This window comes from Aquamicrobium sp. NLF2-7 (assembly GCF_022359935.1).
GTDB classification, from domain to species: domain Bacteria; phylum Pseudomonadota; class Alphaproteobacteria; order Rhizobiales; family Rhizobiaceae; genus Mesorhizobium; species Mesorhizobium lusatiense.
Genome location: NZ_JAKSED010000006.1, coordinates 26,164 through 43,494 on the forward strand (window position 1 = coordinate 26,164; position 17,331 = coordinate 43,494).

Consider the following 17,331-nt stretch of genomic DNA (forward strand, 5'->3'; position numbering starts at 1 on the left):
GATGGAGCCGGTTTTCGCCATAGTTTTCGGCGTGATGGTCGCCGTTGCAGCCTATCTGCTGATGTCGCGCAATGTGCTGCGTATCGTCCTTGGCCTTCTTGTGCTGGGCAACGCCGCGAACCTGTCGATTTTCATTGCAGGTCGGCTGGACAGCCGGGTTCCACCGCTGGTGCCCGAGGGTGAGACAGTGTTGATGGGCGGGGCCAATCCGCTGCCGCAGGCGCTGATCCTGACGGCCATCGTGATCTCGTTCGCGCTGGTCGCCTTCACCGTCGTCCTGTTCCAGAGCGCGCATCGCCGGCTGGCTACGCTTGATGCAGACGCCATGCGGGAAGCGGAGCCTGAGCTTCAGACCACGGCCGGGCCAATGAAAAGCCCCAGGGCGGAGGAACCTGCATGATGAGTCCGCACATTTTGCTGACCCTCCCGATACTCTTTCCAATTCTTGGCGTCGCATTTTGCGCGCTGTTCTGGTCCAAAAAGGCGGTGCAGCGCTTCATCAGTCTGATTGCGAGTTTCGGGCTTCTTGGCTCTGCACTGGCGCTTACCGCCGCGGTTTATGACGGCACGGTGCTTGCGACCAATTTCGGCGACTGGGACGCCCCGTTCGGCATCGTTTTTGTCGCCGACATGTTCGCGGCCGCGATGGTGCTCATCACCGGCATCATGGCTGTCGCCGTAGGCATCTACGGTCTCAACGGCAATATCGAGCCGAAGGAAAACGCCTTCTATCACCTGCTCTATCAGGGGCTTCTGCTCGGTGTCACTGGCGCGTTCCTGACCGGTGATATCTTCAATCTCTATGTCTGGTTCGAGATCATGCTGATCTCGTCTTTCGGCCTTCTGGCGCTCGGCGGCACACGCGCCCAACTCGATGCCGGCGTCAAATACGTCACGCTGAACCTGATCGCGACGACGTTCTTTTTGATCACCGTCGGCTTTCTTTATGGCATCACCGGTACACTGAACATGGCCGATCTCGCCCGTATTCTGCCGACGCTGGAGAACCAGGGGCTGGTAACGACGCTTGCGGTCATGTTCTTGATGGCTTTTGGCTCAAAGGCGGCGGTATTCCCGCTGTTCTACTGGCTGCCTGCCGCCTATCACACGGCATCCGCCCCCATTGTCGCCATCTTCGCGGCGCTGCTGACCAAGGTCGGTGTCTATGCCATCATCCGCACCTTCACGCTGCTGTTCGACGGCGATGCAGGCTATACCGGGCCGATCGTGGCGGCGATCGCTATCTTCACGATGGTCACGGGCGTGCTGGGGGCGGCCGCCCATTTCGATATCCGCCGCATCCTGTCGTTCCACATCATCAGCCAGATCGGCTACATGCTGTTCGGCATCGCGATCGCCACCCCACTCGCCGTCGGCGGCTCGATCCTCTACGTGATCCACCACATCATCGTAAAGGCGAACCTCTTCCTGATCGCAGGTGTGATCGACCGCACCGGAGGGTCGTTCGATCTCAAGAAGCTCGGCGGTTTGTATGCCAGCCTGCCGATGCTGGGCGTGCTGTTCCTGATCCCGGCACTGTCGCTCGCCGGTCTGCCGCCGCTTTCCGGCTTCTGGTCGAAGTTCACCGTCATCAAGGCGAGCCTCGACGCGGGCCACATCGTCCTTGCCGCCTCGGGCCTGCTGGTCGGACTCTTGACGCTCTATTCGATGCTGAAGATCTGGAACGAGGCGTTCTGGAAGGCCGCCCCGGCCGGCGGAACAGAGTGTGTTCGCGATTGGCAGGCGGATAGCAAGACGAAGCTTATCATGCTGACGCCGATTGTGTCGCTCGCCGCCATCACGCTCGCCATCGGGCTCTTTGCGGAGCCGTTCGTCGACTTCTCGATGCGTGCCGGCGCTCAACTCCTCGACACATCCGCCTACATCGATGCCGTTATTGGCCCATCTCATCTCGCTGCGGAGGCAAATCCATGAACACGCTGCTTGCCTGGCTGCACCTGACCAGCCTGTTCTTCAAAGAACTCGCGCTTTCGGTGAAAGACGTAGTCATCACCGTTCTCAACCCGCGCCGACCGATCCGCTCGGCCATCGTCGCCGTTCCGCTCGATGTAAAAAGTGACGCCGGGATAACGCTGCTCGCCAACATGATCACGCTGACGCCGGGCACCACCAGCCTGCATGTCAGCGAAGACCGCAAGACGCTCTACTGTCATGTGATGAACGTCTCCGACGAGAGCGTCGCCGGGATCAAGGACGGCTTCGAGCGCTGCGTGAAGGAGGTGCTTCCATGACGGCCGGGATCGTCCAGACGGCCGGGGCAGCCATCGCGGCGGTGTTGCTTCTCGCCGCGATGATCTGCGCCGGCATCCGCATCGTGCGCGGCCCGACGGCGCCCGACCGCGTTGTCGCGCTCGACATGCTGGGAACCCTGGGCGTGGCTGGAGCCGGCATGGCGGTGATCGCTTCCGGGGCTACTGCTTTCATCGATATCGCGCTCGGCGTTGCGTTGGTCGGCTTCCTCACGGCTACGGCTTTTGCTGCCTTTATCGAACGCGGCTCGATTAACGAGGAGGAGGAGCAATGACGGCCTTCCTTTCCGCCTTTTTTCTCATAGCCGGCGCGGCGCTGTGCCTCTTTGCAGCAGTCGGCGTGCTTCGCTTGCCCGACTTTTTCATGCGCATGCATGCGGCGACAAATGCGGGCGTCGCCGGCTGCGGGCTGCTGCTGATCGGCGTCGCCTTCGCCTATCCGTCGCCTGGCATGTGGATCAAGGTCGCCATCGCCATCGCCTTCCTGCTCCTGACCACGCCGATCGCCGGGCATCTGCTTGCCCGCGCCGGCTATGTGGCGGGTGTGTCTTTGTGGGGAGGCACGCGCGAAGACCAACTGGCGGGAGAGCTGCGCCGTGGCGACTTCGACAGCCCACAGACCGATTTTCCGGGGAGGAAAACCATGAACCCAACGATAGAGCGCGTGGTGCTGGGGCTTGCGAGCGGTCCGGGGATCGAAGCAGCGGTCAGTTACGCCGTTGCGCTTGCCAAAAAACATGGGGCGGAGCTGATCGGGCTTGCCATCATCGATGCGAAGACACTGCGGAATGTTGGACCGGTGCCTATAGGCGGCAACTACTACGCAGCGCAATTGCGCGATACGCTGATTGCGAAGGCGCGGCGCAGGATGGCCGGAACCGTTCAGCTCTTCGAGGACGCTGCCAGGGAGGCCGGCATACCATTCAGCGTGATTGTGGAAGAGGCGGAGCCGGCGCCCTTCCTGCGCCAGCGCCTCGATAAGGGCTCCGTTCTCGTGCTGCCCCGCGGCGCCTGGTTCGACCATGGTCTTGCCGACAGAAAGATCGATCCGGCATCCCGTCTCTCGCGTCACCGCATTGCACAGGTGCAGGCAGGCGGCGATGACGATGCGCCGATCGTTGTTTTCGGTTGAGTCGGGATGACGAGGCTGCGACTCTCGGACGAAAGCAATCGCCGGGAGAAAAACAGCTTGCGCGCCAGAGCATTTACCGTGCCGGTCACTGTCCGGTTACCGCTTATCGCAGCCATCATGATCTTTGTAGCCGCCGTCGCATCGACGCAGACGGCCATCTTCTTCATGAGCCGGCAGGCAGACCGGCAACTGGAGACGATGGGGCACGTCTATCTTGACGGTCTTTCGGCAGCCCTCCTGCCTCACGTCATCGACAATGATGGCGACAGGATCCGCACGACACTCCGGCAGGCTCTCGAATTCCATGAAGGGGTGGTGGACCAGAGGCTGACATTCATAGACGCACGCAACGGGTCTGTCATCGAGGTCCTGCGTTCAGAAGTCGAGCCCGGCCAGCCCTTGCCTGCAAAGGTGATCGCAGACCCATCCGGCTTCATGAAGTCGGACAATGGAGCAATCTGGATATGGCGACCACTTGTAGCAGACAATGGCAACCAGCTTGGCACGGTCGCAGCCAATATCGACATCGCTACCCTCGACGCGGAACGATGGGCGATCCGGTGGTTTCTGCTTCTGTCTGATCTGCTCTTCAGTGGCGCATGCGCGGTCATCGGCTTTTTCATGGTTCGCCGCATGCAGCGGCCGATGGCGGTCGTAGCGCATCACCTTTACGACGCAGCGCTCGGCATGTTCAAGCCGATCGAACCGCACGAGATGCCTGCCGACGACGTTCAGGCCGAGCGTATGATACTCGCCTTCAACACCATGGCCAACGCCGCGAACGAGCGCGAGGGTCTGATAACGCATCTTGCCGGGCAGCAACGCGAGGCCGATCTCGGTCGGCTGACCGCAACGATCGCGCATGAAATCAGAAACCCGCTTGGTGGCATGCGCACGGCCATCAGCACACTGAGGCGCTTCGGTGACCGCGAAAAGCCCCGCGACGAGGCCGTCGAATTCCTGGAACGCGGCGTCGCCGCACTGGAGCATGTCGTTGATGCGACGCTGGAGAATTATCGCGCGCGCCCCGAATGGCGGCCGCTCTCCCGGCAGGATTTTGAGGATTTGCGCCTGCTGGTAGACGCGGACGGACGCTCCCGCGGCGTGAGTGTCGCGCTGAATGTCGACGTGCCGGAAACCATCGCCGTCGCTGCGCTCGACGTGCGGCAGATTCTTCTCAACCTGCTGCTAAACGCTGTGCGTGCCTCATCGAAGGGTGGCAATGTGAAGCTGACTGCCAGCGTACAGAGCCGCGAACTTATCGTAACGGTCGAGGATGAAGGTAGCGGGCTGGACCGTCGGCTTGCGCATGCGATTGAGCGCGGGAACCTCGCCACCGAGGGGCCTGGGCTCGGCGTCGCGGTCGTCATTCGCCTCGTGGAGCGACTTCAGGGACGCGTCGCGATTGAATCTGCTCCCGGTAGCGGCACGAGCATTACGCTCCATATTCCCCTGCAAAACAGGAACGCGACGACATGACGTCCAGACCTCAAATCCTCGTCGTCGAGGACGATACGATCCTTGGCGGCGCGATCGTACAGCGGCTGGAACTGGAAGGCCTTGCTCCGGTCTGGGCCCAAACCTGCGCAGAAGCAATCGCAGCGCTGAAGCGCAGTCGGCCGGACTATATGCTGTCCGACATCGTGCTGCCGGACGGTTCCGGCGAGGACGTGTTCCGGAAAGCACAACCCTGGCTCGGAGACACGCCGATCCTGTTCGCCACCGCTTTTGGCGAAATTGATCAGGCGGTGCGGCTGGTGAAGGCCGGCGCCGAGGATTATCTGACCAAGCCCTACGATGTCGACGAGCTTGTCGGACGCATTCGGCAGAGCCTCGCGCGCCGCAGCGCTCCTTCCGCCAGCGCGGCGATGCCGGAATTCGCGCTTTCACCGGCGATGAAGGCGATCGCCGAACAGTTGCGCCGCGCAGCAGCCACCGAACTCCCGGTTCTGCTGACAGGCGAGACGGGCGTCGGCAAGGAGGTCGCGGCGCGTTATCTGCACGCAAGCTCGCCACGCGCCAGTTCACCCTTCGTCGCGGTCAATTGCGGCGCAATCCCGCACGAGCTTCTGGAAAGCCAGTTCTTCGGCCATGAGCGGGGCGCGTTTACCGGCGCAGCCCATGCGCATGTCGGCTTTTTCGAAGAAGCGGCGGACGGGACGCTTTTTCTCGATGAGATCGGCGAACTCGACACCCGCCTCCAGACGACGTTCCTCCGCGTGCTTGAGAACGGAAGCTATCGGCCGGTCGGATCGCGCAACGACAGGACGTTCGGCGGACGGATCGTCGCCGCTACCAATGCCGATCTTGGGCAGCTGCGCGCGGAAAAAAGGTTCCGCGACGATCTCTATTTTCGGCTCTCCGTGATCGAGATAGTGTTGCCTCCGCTTCGCCAGCGCAGGGAGGAAATCGAACCTCTATCCCGGCGATTTCTGCAGGAGAGTTCCACCGGAAACCGACCCGCGCTGAAACTGTCGGGCAATTCCTTGCAGGCGTTGTTGCATCACGACTTGCCTGGCAATATCCGGGAGCTACGCAACCGGCTGCAGAGAGCGAGCGTGTTTGCGAAAAGCGATATCCTTGAGACTGACGATATTTTCCCCGAGATGCGGCTGGAGACGCTTGAAGACGGGACGCTTGGCGATGCGAGGGATCGCGCGGAAGCTGATCGGATTGAGCGTGCCCTGATTGCTTCAAAGGGCCGTGTTGGTGAGGCAGCGAAGCAATTGGGCATATCGCGCACTACCCTGTGGAAACGGCGGGGGAGAAGCAGATCATAGCGGCGCGCTCCAGACCGGCAAGCAGGAAAACCCGCAGGTGGCCACCCTGCTACACACACGTGTGGCGCATAAGCTTTCTTATGGAACTTGAAGGCTGATGTAATTATCGGCGCGTGCGACTACAGGCGATCCCGAGGCGGAATGGCCGCACATGCACAGCGCGGCCGCCGCCGTCGCTACTCATAATCATCCATCCGGGAGCCCGGAACCTTCCACCGCTGATTGCGCCGTCACCGTCCAGCTCAAGCAGGCGCTCCCTCTGATCGATGTTCAACTCCTGGACCATTTTGTGGTCAGCCCCGAAGGGGTCACGTCGATGGCCATGCGCGGTTGGGTTCAACCCAGCCGCTTTTCATGGCCCCGCCTGCGGAAATTACTACCGGCGACGTTCGTCCATAGCCTGCAGCTCTGCAGCACTCATTACCGATCCACCCCACTTGTAAGGCCCGTTACACCCTGCCGGAATTGCTAAGGCAAGGCGTTCCGGATCTGGCAACGCGTCGTTGGCAACTCCGCTCATCCCGATTTCGTCGCCCACCAGAACGCTCTTTCCAGTCGCGCCCTCGGTGACCTGCAGTTGTCCATTATCAGTCCATGAAATCTCACTACCGTGGGGCCAGACCACGAAGGCATCGCCATGGTGCAGACAACCAGGCGCATCCACCATCAACTGCCCACGGCCCAGATTCCCCAGAAATGCCTCTTGAGGTTCCTTGGCGGTCACCAGCACCGGCAAGCCCTCGCCGGCATCGGTTTCAGCCGTGCCAGTGCAGACGGTCAATGCAGCAAGAGCCGCGATCGTTGTCAGCTTCTGGAGCATCATTCATCCTTCCAGGCACAGGCGGAAATTCTACGTCGATATCCCCGACGCCGGCAGGCTCGCTCAACACTTCTAAAAGTGTCTTCGGTATGTCCTGCCCCCTTCTTCTACTTCTGAACTGGTGGCCATTGACGGGCTGTATGAATCAAGACCAGCACCCAGACGGTTTTCGCTGCCTCATCCACCTCATAGATCAGCCTGTAGCTTTCGTGCGGTATCAGCTCGCGGGTGTTGGGAATCTTCCCGCTGCGGCCGAGCTTCGGGAACTCGCCAAGCTGGCCAGCAGCATCAATGAACAACTGGTCCATCCTCGCTGCGGCACGGGGATTGTCAGTGGCGATGTATTCCAGAATCTCCAGGCGATCCTGATTGGCTTCCGGTGTCCATACTACCTTCACAAGCCACCCTCATCAGCCCGGCGCAGCAGCTCCGCACGCCGTGCGGATGAATCGGCTTCTACTTCCGCATGAGAAATCCCGGCACCTGCCCGCATTGAGACGCGGGCGCGTTCGACCTTCTCCCGGAGAAATTCATCGTATTCGCGCGCCTGGCGCTGTTGCTCGATGAAATCGCGCATCAGCTCCCGCACCACCTGGGATGCCGGCCGGTGCGCAGCGTCGGCTGCGGCCATGAATTCGGTGCGCAGCTCCGGTTCCAGCTTCATCGTGAAAACAGCTTCCTTCGACATGCTACGTCCTTTCGGTGGAAATATACTAATGGAGTATATACGTTGTCAGTATGGCGAGACAAGAATGAAATCGGCTGATTGCCACCACGGCCCTTGTATTGGGCATGACCCTCATGACCCGGAACACCGAGGACTTTGAAGGCACAGGCGTCCACATTCTCAATCCCTGAATCAACTGATCCCCGGCCTGGCACTTGCCGTCAGGGCCATACCTGGCATGAGCACAAGGAATGCGGCTGTCCGCTCAAACAGGGTGCACTCCACTCCGCCGTCCGCTCTGCCGACGCCTGATTTATCGAAACCGGTCCTCTGCAGTGATACGCAATGTCAGCGGTTCGGCATCCTCACAACGGTAGATATCCGTGCGAAGATAGCGGAGTTCATCGTCGTAACGCTCTTCGTCGATTTCGGTCCACCAAGCCTTGGGCCGTCCGTCGCTGCCGTCCGACCATCTGTAGCCGCGGGCTTTAAGATGATCCTTCATGTCGAAGGGTGAGTTTTCTGCGAAAATTCGTACCCTGCTGCGAATGCTCGACCGGAGAAGTTCGACAAAGGGCACAATCATCTCGTCGCCCACTGGCCGCGCGAGAACTTCGAGTAACGCATGACAATCGTCAGTCGCGCGGTGACCTTCGTGGAAGAGGCCGGACTGGCCGACCAGATAGCCAAGCTTGTTGCCCTCAAAGCCAAGATCGGCCCATCTGATTTCGGAAACAGAACACGCCCATGCCTTGGGGATAAAGGATGGCGACAGCTTCTCGCAGAATGGCCGGTCGAAGCCGGCATTGTGCGCAATAATCAGGTCAGCTGGTTCGATCAACGCATCAAGGGCATCAATATCAATTTCCTGACCGGCGACCATTTCATCGGTAATACCGGTCAGACGGGTGATTTCGGGCGGGATCGGTAAGGAAGGCTGGCGCAGCCCGCTATAGACCCCGACGACATCGCCCACCGTGCCATTGTCGTCATAGGTGAAAGCAACTGCGCCGATCTCAATCACCTCGTCCTTTGCATGCTGGAGGCCGGTAGTCTCCGTATCGACCAGAACTGCAAGTCGGGGATGGGCACTTTCGGAACGCGGTATGACCGGGCGTGGAACCAGTTTACGCAGGACCTGGAACCGACCAGTCGCTTCAAGCCGTTGGGCTACTTCTTCTTCGTCCCAGGCATCAAGCGGGGGCATAGCCTGCTTCCTCACCGGTCTCGGGGCAGGCCGCGGTACCTCACGATAGCCCGGTGCTTCGTCAAAGAGATCGAACTGGGCGGATGAATTCTTCATGCTGCCCTTTCCTGTATTGTTGCGGTCTTCTTCATATAAGGCCTGGTGATGATGAACCGAATGTCATGAGCGCATGTTAACTGGGTATTGACGACCGCAGTCCCGCTTATCATTGCACGAAATCCAGACTGCCCTCCAAGGAGGCAAGAAGTTGAATTACAGCCCGCTCGATCAACCGGAAAGCATCGCCCACGTCTTTGCACAAGCATGGGCCCATCGGGACGCGGACAAACTTGCGTCTCTGTTCGATGAAGACGCCGAATTCGTCAATGTGACAGGGCTTTGGTGGCATGATCGCGCTGCGATCCGCAAGGCGCACGCTTATGGCTTTGAACACATTTTCGGTGCATCGACGCTGCGCCTGATGAAGGTTAAGGTAAAGATGCTGGCCGAAAATATTGCCATTGTCCACGCCCGGATACGCATCGAGGGGCAAAACAGTACCGGGCCGATCGATAGTCCAGGTGCGCGCAACACCATCTTTTCTTTTGTCGTGCACCGCCGCAATGGGAGCTGGAGTTGCGCCTCGGCGCACAACACCGACATTGTGCCTCATATGGAAACGAACCTGGTGGGGCCTGACGGGACGCTTCGACCGGTGAGCTATCGCTGACGACTGACAGCAAGATATTCGACCAGGGTTCGCGTCGGATCCGAATTACCTCGCTTCGTCAACCTACCTGTTTGCGATGGTCTATCTGATCAGTCCTCAGTTCCAGTTCGGCGCACACACGTCAGTCTACGCTAGCAGCTATCGAACGATCAGGGTCATGGGTAGAGATTCCCGCTCTCGTCATCATTTTAATGTACGCTCGAACGAATTTTTCGTTCGATGCTCATTCACGCTGGAACTTTAACGTTTTGTTTCATATTGTTTCCTTGAGGCGGTACGCGCCGCTTTGGGGCTTCGAAACCCCTGTCCACCGGTTGGTGCCGGCCGTTACGGCGCCGCGATCCTATGGCCATTGGCCGGGGTCCTGCGACGTATGTCCAGGTGCCTCGGTACTAAAGGTCACAGGGCTGCGGTGGACGCAGTTTCGAAACCCCGGCTTGGGTTCACAGGATTATCGATTGCGGGGGCGTACCGCAAATCACCCACCCTGAAGGTCGAATGACAATGCGAGACCCTTCGCTAAAGGTTCAGATTACCGATCTGTCCGAAAAACTCGACCCATTGATCGCTCCACTCGATAACGATCAGCTTTTGACCCTTGTGATCGAGGCGATCAGAGAATATCGCCGCCTGCTACAATGCGCAGAAGATGCCCATCAGCAATGGGAACAGGCAAAATCTGCGCTCGCCAGCGAACACTGCCGACTGAAAGAGCTTGAGCGCACCTACCTCAACGCCCTGAAAAGCCATCAGGCCCAGATGAACCTTGTCGTAGCGCTGACAGACCGGCTCGGCTACATCCCGACCATCGATCAGGAAGGCCCTAGCGAAGAGGAATGAGCCCGCGCTCGAGAGCAATTCGCACCATATGAGGCCCATTGGTGGCGTTCAGCTTGGCTTGAGCATTTTCTATATGAAAACGGACCGTCCTTTCGGTAATCCCGTTCATCTGGGCAATTTCCGCTTTTGTCTTGCCCAGCGAAGTCCACATGACACAGTCGAGTTCTCTCGGGGTCAGCGGGTTGGAAAGCATCCGGCGTGCGGCGAAATCCGCACTGGATACGTGCATATGAGTGTAGGCTACAGCCGCCACAGCAGATTTAAGCGCGGTGATATTATAGGGCGCGTCCATGTCGCATTCGGACATGAACGTCAGCATCGCCGTTCTCCCGAACCCGGCGCGCATGGGGATCGTCATACCGGACACGACGCCGAAATCACCGATCTCGTCGCGATATTTTCGTGCAACAGGCTCAGTCAAATCCATTCGTGCCAATGACCACCAGAACGGTGCGGCCGTCTTGCGGGCATGCCTCACCACCGGATCGACAATCGATAGTTGCGCGTCGAGATAATAATCCTCCCACACCTGCGGCAGATCGGTGAGAGTACGAGCCCCATCGCTGCTCACCCCGACATAGGCAAAACGTTGCAGTCCCGCAGCGACCGTGAATTTATGCAACGCGGCACGTATGGCACGTTCGTCGCGGTTGAGTTCCAGCGCTTCGAGCAAGCCGGAGATCTGGTCCGACAACGGGTTTGTTTGCCTTGCAGGTTGCATTTCGTCCTCCTCACGACGTCACGTTGCCGCGATTATCGAACTCCTATGGGTTTACCTCCTTATCCAGACTTCGCGGCGCCTCTAAGCGGTGAAATTCTTTAGCCATTTTGGTTTTGAAACCTCAGGAACTCAATCTGCATCCGCGACAAATCGACTGTTCCAGGTCACATCGGCGTTACCGGGCTGCTCGCCCGCAGTAGCTAAAGACTGGAAATTGCAGCACAACATCGTGTTATTCATAGTTTTTCTGCCCTTTGAGCGTGGAAAGATCGACGCGTATCCCAGCCGCATATGGATCGAAATTCTGCTCGGACAAAGATGTCACCCCATCCGGCTCTGAACCTGCAATTGTTTCTGGTGGATCTTCAGGCGAAACATCCTCCTCGTCAGAATGCGGGCCGGGATCAGCTTCGCCAAAGACATAAGCGTCCTGGAATATCCCTGTGCGCCAGGCTGCAAGGGCCTCCCGAAATGTGCCGGGACCTGCCTCTCCACGTGCGTGGGCAACAATCCGATAGACCTTGCCGAACAGCTTCGAACCCATGCGGATGTTCTGGCAGGCATCGACGAGATTCGTGGAGATTTCCTTTGCATCCGTAACGCCGTAGCCTGCCGGATATTGGGTGACCCCGACACGTACCGTCGCCTGGCCGACGAAACGCTGGATCAGTCTTACCGCATCATCCGCGTTTTGCGGCACCTGTGGCAGAATAATCCTGTCGCCAGAAGTGATGGTTACGGAAAGGGGATTGTCCGATCCCGCCTCGCCAATGAAGCGCTCGACTGTTGCGATTTCGATTTGCGGGTCAGCACATTGATGGATCAGTGCGGCCTCGATCATGGCGAGCCTTTCTCTCAGCTATTGAATGAAATGATGAGCGGAAGCGAAAACAATCGCGCCCAAGCGGTCGCACTTGCTCGCTGGATAGCAACGATATTGGTGTTTTCGGTCCACCAGCCATTGCCCGTCGCGACAATGACGTCCGGGCTGTGCAAGGCAGATTGCAGGATCGGCCAGATGATGAGTTGCTCGTAACAGATCAGCGGCGCGACCCTGTGGCCATCGATTTCGACAACTGGATTGTCGAAGAAATGCGCTCGTGCCCCTGCCCGCTCACCAACAAGTCTCCGCCAGGGCTGCCACATCGACACCGGCACCGGCATCCGCTCACGGTAGAGAACCCGAGATCCCTTGCCGGAAATTTCCACCATGACATTGTCGTAGCCTGCGGCATCAACGATGATTGCGCCGGCGATGACGGTCAGGCCATGATCATTGAAGGCCCTGCCCCAGAGGCGAGCTGTCGTCGGCGTCCAGATGCCTGCCGAACTTTCCGGTAATACGACAACCCGCGCACCATCTTCGGCTGCATCCATGACAAGGTTGATGGTTTCGACCTGCTGCGCATAATCGGCATATTGTCCGCTCTCGCCGCGAAACCGGGTATCGACACCGACCCAGCCATCAGGAACATCGGGAGGCATCCAGGCCGCCGCGGACCATAAGTATAAGACCGCGATGGCGAGCGTTGTGAGCGACCAGAATCTCGTGGTCATCGCCAGAAGGCCGATCGCCGCAGCCACCAGACCTGGCCATCCCCATCCGGAAAACACCATGCCGGCGCCAGTGATGGGATGCGCCCACCCGACGATACCGAAAGGCGGTAGGCTCATCAGCACCATTGCGATGCCATAGCGAGCCGCCCGGCCCCATCCCGGCCGCCCGGTCCAGAGCACGGCATGAACGAGCACAAAGCCGGCCGACGCTACCACCCAGAGCGCAAGTCCCGCTCCGATGCCGCCGCCGTAAAAATTGATGACCCCCTGCGGCAGACCGTGTGACGCGGCGAGAAAATACCCGGCCGCAACCAGCGCCGCACCTACCCGCGTCGACGCCATTGCCCAGAGAGCCGGGAACAGCATGGCCACGGCAAGAAGGAAGGGATTACCGCTCCAGCCAATCGTGCCGATGACAATGGCCGCCATGATGAGCAATGCCGATTTTATGATCTCAGGGCGAGACCGTAAGGATCGGCCGGGCGAGACCAAGAACGCCGGCAGCCGAAATCGGCCCGAAATATCTCGAGTCATAGGAACCTGCGAAAATGGAATGAAGGAAGAGGTGACCGGTGGGCACGATGCCGCCGGACCAGGAAGAAAGCGCCCTACCCTCGGCATCGGTGCTGTGAATCCCGGAGCGCGCCAAAATGCTGCCGTCGATTGTGACACTATCGTCGACGACGACATGCTGGCCGGGCAGTGCAACCACCGTTTTGATGAGTGGGCTCAACCAGCCCGAGCAAAGGCCCCGCCGGACGTAACCGCGCTCGAGAGCTTGCGAGAAGGCAGCGTTTTCCGGCGGGCAGATGAAGACGAGATCCCCGGTGGCTACCGGGCGGTTCAAAGGGACAATCTGCCAAAGCCCGAGCGGATAGCTCGGTGTCAGATTCAGACGAAACCCGAAACCGCAAAATGCGGCGAACATCAGGATTGGCGCGACGACCGCCGACAACACGATGACGGCACGCCGCACCTGAATTGTCATTTCAGCACCTGCGACTGGCGCTGTGTTTGACGGAGTGCTTCAGCCTCCTTGAGAGCCTGGGTCGTTCGTTCATGGGCGGCAATTTGCTGACCGGCCCGCATCATCGGCCATGCCGTTGCCAGTTTCTGGCGCTCACCCGGCGACATGCCGAAGGCCTGCTTTTCGAATGCAGAACCAGTCGCATCTTTCGCAGCGTTGGAGAGAAGGCTGCGCTCGCCGAAGCGCTCGGACACCGCTTTGTTGAACGCGTCAATCTCCGCCCTGGCCATCCTGTCAGCCAGCGCAAAGCCCAAAGCCGCCGGCAGATCGTTGCGATCGATGGCGTCGCGGACGCGCTCGAGCACGTTTCGTGCATTGTCGGAAAGCGCAGGAATGTCGACCGAGACCTTCAGACGACGGGCGCGCTCTTCGGCCTCGTGCTTGCGTTCGGCTTCGGCACGCTGGCGCAGGTAATTCTCGAGGTTGCGGGCGAGTGCCGGGACATTGATCCGGGCAGTCTCACGATCCTGCTTGTCGGTCCGGCTGGCGAGCAGCCCGGTCTTCCCCTTGAGGGCCCCGAAACCTTCCGGGTCAGTGACAATTTTCTCGACCGTGGCTTTGGCCAGCGCCGGATCCTTGAGCATGGCATTGACATTGATAGCGCTGAACGCTGCTTCCGGCTGTGCATAGACCAGGCGAAAGCGCGTCGAGACTTCCTCCCACTGCGCTTTCAGCGCATGGTCAGCCGCAAGCTTGTCCTCGGCGGCCTGTTCGACTGATTTCGGGAAGATGGTGATGCCGGCAACCATGGGTTCGAACTCCCTGATCTGGCTGGAAGGGATATGTTGCTTTGCGCCGGCAACAAGCCCCAGCCGGCCCGCCAGAGCGATCAGACGGGAACCGATACGGCCAAGACGCTGCTTTTGCCGCACGGTCCAGTCGAGCCGGTCGCGGATGATGGTGCGGGCCACATTGATGAGATTGAGCCCGCGGTTTTCGGCAAAACGCAGCGCAGCGCGATAGGCGGACGCGCCTTCATAGTCGAGCGTGGTTTCCTTGGAACCGTCACGCGACAAGCGCTCGACGAGCCGCGACATGGCAAGCTCTCGCACATCGACAACGTCCCAGACGTGGCGCTGGACAGTCTTTCCATCTGGCAGCACAATCGGCTCTGATCCTTTATGTTCGACGCCGATGCGATCACCGATTTCTGGCGCAGCCTTTTTCATGGCACGTTCGAGATCGACGCCCCAGATCGTTGATTGTTTGCCCTCGCCGGTTTCCAGCGTCACGAAGTAGCTATCGCGGTTGTCCGGCTTGTTCTCATAGGGCGCGACACCATGATCGACGAGAATACCGCCGCGCTGCGTGTATTCGCTCAAGCTGACATAGAGTTTTGCATCATCGCGATGGCGGGTAAGCGCGACATAGGTCAGGTGGCGATCAAGCGTGCGTGACGCCAGCACTTTCACGCTATCGACGGTGGCGCCCTGGCTTTTGTGCACCGTCGTCGCATAGCCGTGATCGACATTGGCATAGAAACGCTGTTCGACCACGACTTCATGGCGATTGTCACCCTCACCGATCGCAGCCACGATGCGGCCGGCCGAGGCGTCAATGACTTTGGCCAACATGCCGTTCTTGACGCCGAGCGACCCTTCGTTCTTGAGGAACACGATCTGGTCGCCGGCGGCAAAGTTGCGACTTCCATCCTCGGTGCGAAAAGCAAAACCTTCTTCGACGATCCCGCGTTCGACGAGTTTTTCTCGCGCGCGTTCGTTGAGCATGCGCACATCGGCACGGCGATGTGCAAGAATGAGCGCAGTCCTCGTTGGATCGTAATCGTGGTTCCAGTCGCTGATCAGCGAGGCGATGGCCTCATCGCGGCTCCATTGCGTCCTGACCATGCCGGCATCATCATAGGCAGCAAGTGCCGCACCGATCCGGCCACCGGCAAGATCAGTCGATGCCTGCCGCATCCATGCCTCGCGCTGGCGGTAGATGAGCCCGAGCTCGGCATAGCCGATACGCTCAGTAATCGCCCGGAATGCCGCACCCGCTTCGATCGGCTGGAGCTGATCGGGATCGCCGACGAGGACAAGCTTGGCGCCGGCCTTTGTGACGGCTTCGACGAAGAGCGCCATCTGCCGTGATGACACCATGCCGGCTTCGTCGAGAACGAAGATGGTTTTCTCATCAAGCTGGTCCCGGTCTTGTCGCCAGCGCAACTCCCATGACGACAGCGTCCGGGACGCAATGCCCGCTTCCTTTTCCAGTCCTTCAGCGGCCTTGCCCGCCAACGCGCCTCCGACCACACGATAGCCGGCAGATTCCGATGCCTCGCGCGCAGCTTTCATCATGGTGGTCTTGCCGGCACCGGCACGCCCGACGATGGCCGCAATCCTGCTGGCCCCGGCAACATGCTCGATCGCCGCACGCTGCTCGGCCGACAGGTGCTCATGGCGCGCGAAGGTGTTTTCCAGAACAGCATTATGCACGCCATGCGAGGAGCGGCGGGAAAGCCAGATCGCCCGCGACGCCATGCCAGCCTCGATCCGGATCAGTTCCCGCGTTGTCAGCTTTGCAGGCTCGCGTCTGCCGGTCGCCAGCGAGACCTGTTCGCGCTCCAGCCGCAGGATGTCCGCGCTCTGCAAGATCCGCGACAGCAGGTTCTGGAAGAGCCCCGCATCATCGACATAGCGATGCAGCACTTTCGCGATATCGCGTTCATTGAAGACGCTTTTCTCGCGGCTGATAAGATCAAGCACCAGTTCCGGATTGAGCTGGATACGCCGGGCATTCTCGGCGCGTCGCGCTTCGAAGAGTTCGATCCGCTCCAGCTCTATCGCCGCGCCTGCCGCTTGCGCCTTGCGATCCATAGCTGCTGCGCCGACACCGAGATGAATGGTCGGCACCAGATCGATGCCCTGCTTTTCGTAGGAGCGGCCATCGACGCGCAAATCAATGCCGTTGAGCGCCAGATGGTGATTGAGCCGCTCGAACCATGCATCGCGAAAAGCATTGAACTCATCCAGGCCGCCGGCCCAAAGCTCATACACGATCTTTCCGGCCTTTGTTCTGATAGGCTGGCCATCCTCACCAGGCACCGCGATCTTCTTTGCGCCGAAACCGTCATCGGTCAGTGGCCGCAGCGTCATCATCAGATGCACATGCGGATTGCCGGGATTATCGTGAAAGACCCAGTCAGCCACCATGCCGCGCGACAGGATCTCTCTTTCAACGAAGTCACGAACGAGCGAGATATTCTGCTCGGGCGTCAGTTCGAGTGGCAGGGCAATGGTCAAGTCCTTGGCAAGCTGGGCATCGGCGCGTTTCTCGAACGCCTCAACCCTGTTCCAGAACGCTTCGGCAGCCCCCGCAACAGAGCGATCGGCGATCATGGTGCACAGCCAGTCCGGCGCGTCTTCGGGAGCCATGAACTCCTCGTGCAGCAGGCCGATCTTGCGTGTGTAGTCGACCGTCCTCGCCTCGCGTTCGAACTCCATTTTCGCGCAATGCCGGTAGGCCGCCGACAGCACTGCGCTGCGGCCGTCACCCCGGCTGATGATGCTGGCTGAAAAATGCGCGATAGCCACCGGCGGCAGGCTCCTTCTTGCCGTTGACACGACCTGTCCAGAAGGATCGCCAGCGCCCGGCATCC

At 59.8% G+C, this 17,331-nt stretch carries 19 protein-coding genes; 10 read left to right on the forward strand and 9 right to left on the reverse strand.

Features of this window, described 5'->3' with window-relative positions:
* Nucleotide 1 precedes the first annotated feature (1 nt).
* From MIC97_RS22175 to MIC97_RS22210, 8 genes are all read left to right on the forward strand, one after another.
* Nucleotides 2-400, forward strand: coding sequence for an NADH-quinone oxidoreductase subunit K (locus MIC97_RS22175; protein WP_239802085.1), 399 nt, complete (start codon nucleotides 2-4; stop codon nucleotides 398-400).
* Nucleotides 397-1,935 (forward strand): proton-conducting transporter membrane subunit, encoded by a 1,539-nt coding sequence (locus tag MIC97_RS22180; protein WP_239802086.1) that lies wholly within the window; start codon nucleotides 397-399, stop codon nucleotides 1,933-1,935. The genes MIC97_RS22175 and MIC97_RS22180 overlap by 4 nt, the downstream gene beginning before the upstream one ends.
* Nucleotides 1,932-2,252, forward strand: a complete 321-nt coding sequence (locus MIC97_RS22185) for a Na+/H+ antiporter subunit E (RefSeq protein WP_239802087.1) — start codon at nucleotides 1,932-1,934, stop codon at nucleotides 2,250-2,252. Before MIC97_RS22180 ends, MIC97_RS22185 begins: the two co-directional genes overlap by 4 nt.
* Nucleotides 2,249-2,545: a monovalent cation/H+ antiporter complex subunit F gene (locus MIC97_RS22190; protein ID WP_239802088.1), complete on the forward strand. Its 297-nt coding sequence runs from the start codon at nucleotides 2,249-2,251 to the stop codon at nucleotides 2,543-2,545. The genes MIC97_RS22185 and MIC97_RS22190 overlap by 4 nt, the downstream gene beginning before the upstream one ends.
* Nucleotides 2,542-3,402, forward strand: a complete 861-nt coding sequence (gene mnhG, locus MIC97_RS22195; RefSeq protein ID WP_239802089.1) for a monovalent cation/H(+) antiporter subunit G — start codon at nucleotides 2,542-2,544, stop codon at nucleotides 3,400-3,402. The genes MIC97_RS22190 and mnhG overlap by 4 nt, the downstream gene beginning before the upstream one ends.
* Before the next feature lie 57 nt (nucleotides 3,403-3,459).
* Nucleotides 3,460-4,881, forward strand: a complete 1,422-nt coding sequence (locus MIC97_RS22200) for a HAMP domain-containing sensor histidine kinase (protein WP_239802090.1) — start codon at nucleotides 3,460-3,462, stop codon at nucleotides 4,879-4,881.
* Nucleotides 4,878-6,182 carry a sigma-54 dependent transcriptional regulator gene (locus MIC97_RS22205; protein WP_239802091.1) on the forward strand — a complete coding sequence of 435 codons (1,305 nt, stop codon included), beginning with the start codon at nucleotides 4,878-4,880 and terminating at the stop codon, nucleotides 6,180-6,182. The genes MIC97_RS22200 and MIC97_RS22205 overlap by 4 nt, the downstream gene beginning before the upstream one ends.
* A gap of 151 nt (nucleotides 6,183-6,333) precedes the next feature.
* Entirely contained in the window at nucleotides 6,334-6,654 is a 321-nt protein-coding gene (locus tag MIC97_RS22210; RefSeq protein ID WP_239802092.1) for a JAB domain-containing protein, read from the forward strand.
* Here the strand turns inward: MIC97_RS22210 and MIC97_RS22215 are convergent.
* The 4 genes from MIC97_RS22215 to MIC97_RS22230 all read right to left on the reverse strand — a co-directional run bounded on the left by MIC97_RS22215 (nucleotide 6,559) and on the right by MIC97_RS22230 (nucleotide 8,972).
* Entirely contained in the window at nucleotides 6,559-7,005 is a 447-nt protein-coding gene (locus MIC97_RS22215) for a hypothetical protein (protein ID WP_239802185.1), read from the reverse strand. The genes MIC97_RS22210 and MIC97_RS22215 overlap by 96 nt on opposite strands.
* A gap of 104 nt (nucleotides 7,006-7,109) precedes the next feature.
* Nucleotides 7,110-7,400 (reverse strand): type II toxin-antitoxin system RelE/ParE family toxin, encoded by a 291-nt coding sequence (locus MIC97_RS22220; protein WP_239802093.1) that lies wholly within the window; start codon nucleotides 7,398-7,400, stop codon nucleotides 7,110-7,112.
* Nucleotides 7,397-7,666, reverse strand: a complete 270-nt coding sequence (locus MIC97_RS22225) for an antitoxin of toxin-antitoxin stability system (RefSeq protein WP_239802094.1) — start codon at nucleotides 7,664-7,666, stop codon at nucleotides 7,397-7,399. Before MIC97_RS22225 ends, MIC97_RS22220 begins: the two co-directional genes overlap by 4 nt.
* A 316-nt stretch (nucleotides 7,667-7,982) precedes the next feature.
* The gene (locus MIC97_RS22230) at nucleotides 7,983-8,972 is read right to left on the reverse strand and encodes a 3'-5' exonuclease (protein WP_239802095.1); all 990 of its coding nucleotides are present in this window, start codon (nucleotides 8,970-8,972) and stop codon (nucleotides 7,983-7,985) included.
* 151 nt (nucleotides 8,973-9,123) lie between these two features.
* On the opposite strand from MIC97_RS22230, the gene MIC97_RS22235 reads away from it, so the two are divergent.
* Nucleotides 9,124-9,585, forward strand: coding sequence for an SgcJ/EcaC family oxidoreductase (locus tag MIC97_RS22235; RefSeq protein WP_239802096.1), 462 nt, complete (start codon nucleotides 9,124-9,126; stop codon nucleotides 9,583-9,585).
* Between the two features lie 498 nt (nucleotides 9,586-10,083).
* Nucleotides 10,084-10,425: a transcriptional repressor TraM gene (locus MIC97_RS22240; RefSeq protein WP_239802097.1), complete on the forward strand. Its 342-nt coding sequence runs from the start codon at nucleotides 10,084-10,086 to the stop codon at nucleotides 10,423-10,425.
* Here the strand turns inward: MIC97_RS22240 and MIC97_RS22245 are convergent.
* The 5 genes from MIC97_RS22245 to traA all read right to left on the reverse strand — a co-directional run bounded on the left by MIC97_RS22245 (nucleotide 10,409) and on the right by traA (nucleotide 17,266).
* Nucleotides 10,409-11,146, reverse strand: a complete 738-nt coding sequence (locus MIC97_RS22245) for an autoinducer binding domain-containing protein (protein WP_239802098.1) — start codon at nucleotides 11,144-11,146, stop codon at nucleotides 10,409-10,411. The genes MIC97_RS22240 and MIC97_RS22245 overlap by 17 nt on opposite strands.
* Before the next feature lie 232 nt (nucleotides 11,147-11,378).
* Complete coding sequence (locus MIC97_RS22250) at nucleotides 11,379-11,987, reverse strand: conjugal transfer protein TraH (protein ID WP_239802099.1); 609 nt, start codon at nucleotides 11,985-11,987, stop codon at nucleotides 11,379-11,381.
* A gap of 14 nt (nucleotides 11,988-12,001) precedes the next feature.
* Nucleotides 12,002-13,237: a conjugal transfer protein TraB gene (locus MIC97_RS22255; protein WP_275592566.1), complete on the reverse strand. Its 1,236-nt coding sequence runs from the start codon at nucleotides 13,235-13,237 to the stop codon at nucleotides 12,002-12,004.
* Nucleotides 13,158-13,679 (reverse strand): conjugative transfer signal peptidase TraF, encoded by a 522-nt coding sequence (gene traF / locus MIC97_RS22260; protein WP_345773574.1) that lies wholly within the window; start codon nucleotides 13,677-13,679, stop codon nucleotides 13,158-13,160. The genes MIC97_RS22255 and traF overlap by 80 nt, the downstream gene beginning before the upstream one ends.
* Before the next feature lie 8 nt (nucleotides 13,680-13,687).
* Entirely contained in the window at nucleotides 13,688-17,266 is a 3,579-nt protein-coding gene (traA, locus tag MIC97_RS22265; protein WP_239802101.1) for a Ti-type conjugative transfer relaxase TraA, read from the reverse strand.
* Between the last annotated feature and the right edge of the window lie 65 nt (nucleotides 17,267-17,331).